This window comes from Chloroflexota bacterium, from assembly GCA_035652535.1.
In the GTDB taxonomy this organism is placed as follows: domain Bacteria; phylum Chloroflexota; class UBA6077; order UBA6077; family SHYK01; genus DASRDP01.
In genome coordinates this window covers 1-2,172 of sequence record DASRDP010000118.1, presented here as the reverse complement: position 1 = coordinate 2,172, position 2,172 = coordinate 1, and the positions used below count along the sequence as shown (strand labels likewise).

The window sequence follows — 2,172 nt, the reverse complement described above, 5'->3', positions numbered from 1 at the left end:
CACCCAAATCCCGCAGCAGGACCTGCGCGAGGTCCGGGCGATGAACGCGTTCTTCATCATCCCGACCAATTGGAAGGTGCAGATGAGCGAGATCTTCATGGATCACCCGCCGCTCGAGAAGCGCCTAGCAGCCCTCTCCGCGATCGCGCGCGAGATGGGCCGGCCGGTCAGCTGAACGCGCTCGGCACTTTCAGCTGGTGAAGGATCCCGCTTCGCGGGAGCGCTCGCCGGAGGATGCCGAGGTGCGCGAGTGCGCGGGAATGACGCCCAGAGCCGAGCTCTTGCGGCGTCACCTCGCGTGCGGCTCGTCCTCCCAAGAGATCTCTCGGAGGCCACGGGTATCGATCGGCCCGGCGACGAGGACATGGGGAATGTGAACGAACATGAGAGCGCGTTTTCCCTCCGCCTTGCGCTGCTCCAGATACGCCGTGTGAGCTGACGGAATCTCTGTCAGTGCTCGGTAGCGGGCGGGGTCGAAGGGCTCGAACTCGTTGATCGGCGGCGCGAGAAGCGTGTCCTCGCCGGGGTAGCCGTTGATCCACGCCGTTCGCCACCGATACCAGTACACGGGGTGGGCGGCGATTCGATCGAGTGGGATCTCGAAGAATCGGCCCGGAGTCCAAGGCGCTGTTGCCGCGTCGGCAGGAGGATTTGGAAGGAGATCCAGACGGGCCCTGAGGCGATGGAGGTGGTGCGGGTGAAGGGGCGCGCAGTGAACGGTGTCGTTGAAGAGAAGGCCACTGGACGTGATCTGGGCGTCGAGCACGGCCTCGCGCTGCGCGTACTTCGAGCGCTGTAGCTCGAACGCCGAAGGAGAGACAGCCGCTAGGGCGTTGAGGGGAACGAGAACCGTGCCCACCATTCCGCTCGGCACCGCGTGATAGACGAACTTCACCAGGCGAGCTTAAGTCGCGACGATCGATCCTCGCCTGCGCCAGTGTTTGGGAATGTCGCCCGACGCGCGAAGGTTGATACTTCGTCCGAATGGGACGTCTGGACGGGAAGGTCGCGATCGTTACGGGCGCTGGGAGCGGAATCGGTGAGGCTTCGGCCCGTTTGATGGGGCGCGAGGGCGCGTCGGTCGTTGTCGCGGACATCAGCAGGAGCGAGGCAGAGCGAGTCGCGGCCGAGATCGGTGGCGCGGTGGTTGCCGAGGTGGATGTCTCGGACGAGGCCAGTGTCATACGAATGGTCGAGACAGCAGTCGAGTCGTTTGGCGGCCTGGACGTGCTGCACAACAACGCAACCGACTCCGCGACAAATGCCGTCGACACGGACATCGTGACTCTCGACATGTCGATCTTCGACAGGCTTATCGCGGTCAATTTGAAGGGCCAGTTCATGGGGTGCAAGCACGCGATCCCGCACATGCTGGCTCGCGGGGGCGGCTCCATCGTCAACACCGCCTCCGTCGACGGCTTCGTCGGACGCGGAGTGCGTGCCGCGTACGGAGCGTCCAAGGCGGGCGTTGTTCTCTTGACCAAGGCCGTGGCTGCGCAATATGGGGCGCGCGGGATCCGCTGCAACGCCGTCGCACCCGGCCTCACGCTCACGCCGGGCGCTGTCGGCAATGCGACGCCGGAGTACATCGACGCAGCGCTCGCGCTGTATCCGATGCCGCGGCTCTGCACGCCGCAGGATGTGGCCGGTGCCGTGCTCTTCCTCGCATCCGACGAGGCCGCGTACATCAACGCGACGACGCTCATGGTCGACGGCGGTGCGACCGTCTACATGCCGAGCGCCCAGCGCACCAAAGGTGCAGTTCTCTAGCACGAGGAGGAACGTGTCAGGCGAAGACAACCTCGAAATCGCGCTTCGGTATTACGCGGAGTGCGCGGAAGACGATGGCGATCCCGAGAAGAAACGAGCCGTAGGTGCTGCGGATCGATTGATCGCCGACGACTTTGCCATGTACTACAACAATGCCGATGAGCAGGATGCTGATCGGGGCCGCGAAGCCCATAAGCAGTTCCTTTTCAGGCATACGGCCGCATTTCCAGGTGAACGGTGGACGATCGAAGCAGCCGTGGCGGATAACGACACGGTGGCTTGCCGATGGCACTTGGCGTGCACCCATGCCGAAACGGGCAACGCGATCGACCTTCGCGCCGCGGATTTCTGGACGGTCCGGAACGGGAGACTCGCCATTCTGCATCGCTTCTTGGACTTCCG

Annotated in this window: 3 protein-coding genes; 1 reads left to right on the top strand and 2 read right to left on the bottom strand. The window is 64.1% G+C overall.

Annotated features, from left to right (window positions below):
• Positions 1 to 289: 289 nt before the first annotated feature.
• Positions 290 to 895, bottom strand: a complete 606-nt coding sequence (locus tag VFC51_14840) for a hypothetical protein (protein HZT08299.1) — start codon at positions 893 to 895, stop codon at positions 290 to 292.
• Between the two features lie 89 nt (positions 896 to 984).
• On the opposite strand from VFC51_14840, the gene VFC51_14835 reads away from it, so the two are divergent.
• Positions 985 to 1,770, top strand: coding sequence for an SDR family oxidoreductase (locus tag VFC51_14835; GenBank protein ID HZT08298.1), 786 nt, complete (start codon positions 985 to 987; stop codon positions 1,768 to 1,770).
• A gap of 16 nt (positions 1,771 to 1,786) precedes the next feature.
• Here the strand turns inward: VFC51_14835 and VFC51_14830 are convergent.
• On the bottom strand, positions 1,787 to 2,172 hold a 386-nt coding region (locus tag VFC51_14830; protein HZT08297.1), incomplete at its 5' end, for a hypothetical protein.

Excerpts from the sequence above, each read along its gene's own strand:
- VFC51_14835 (HZT08298.1), top strand. The coding sequence starts at position 985 with ATGGGACGTCTGGACGGGAAGGTCGCGATCGTTACGGGCGCTGGGAGC.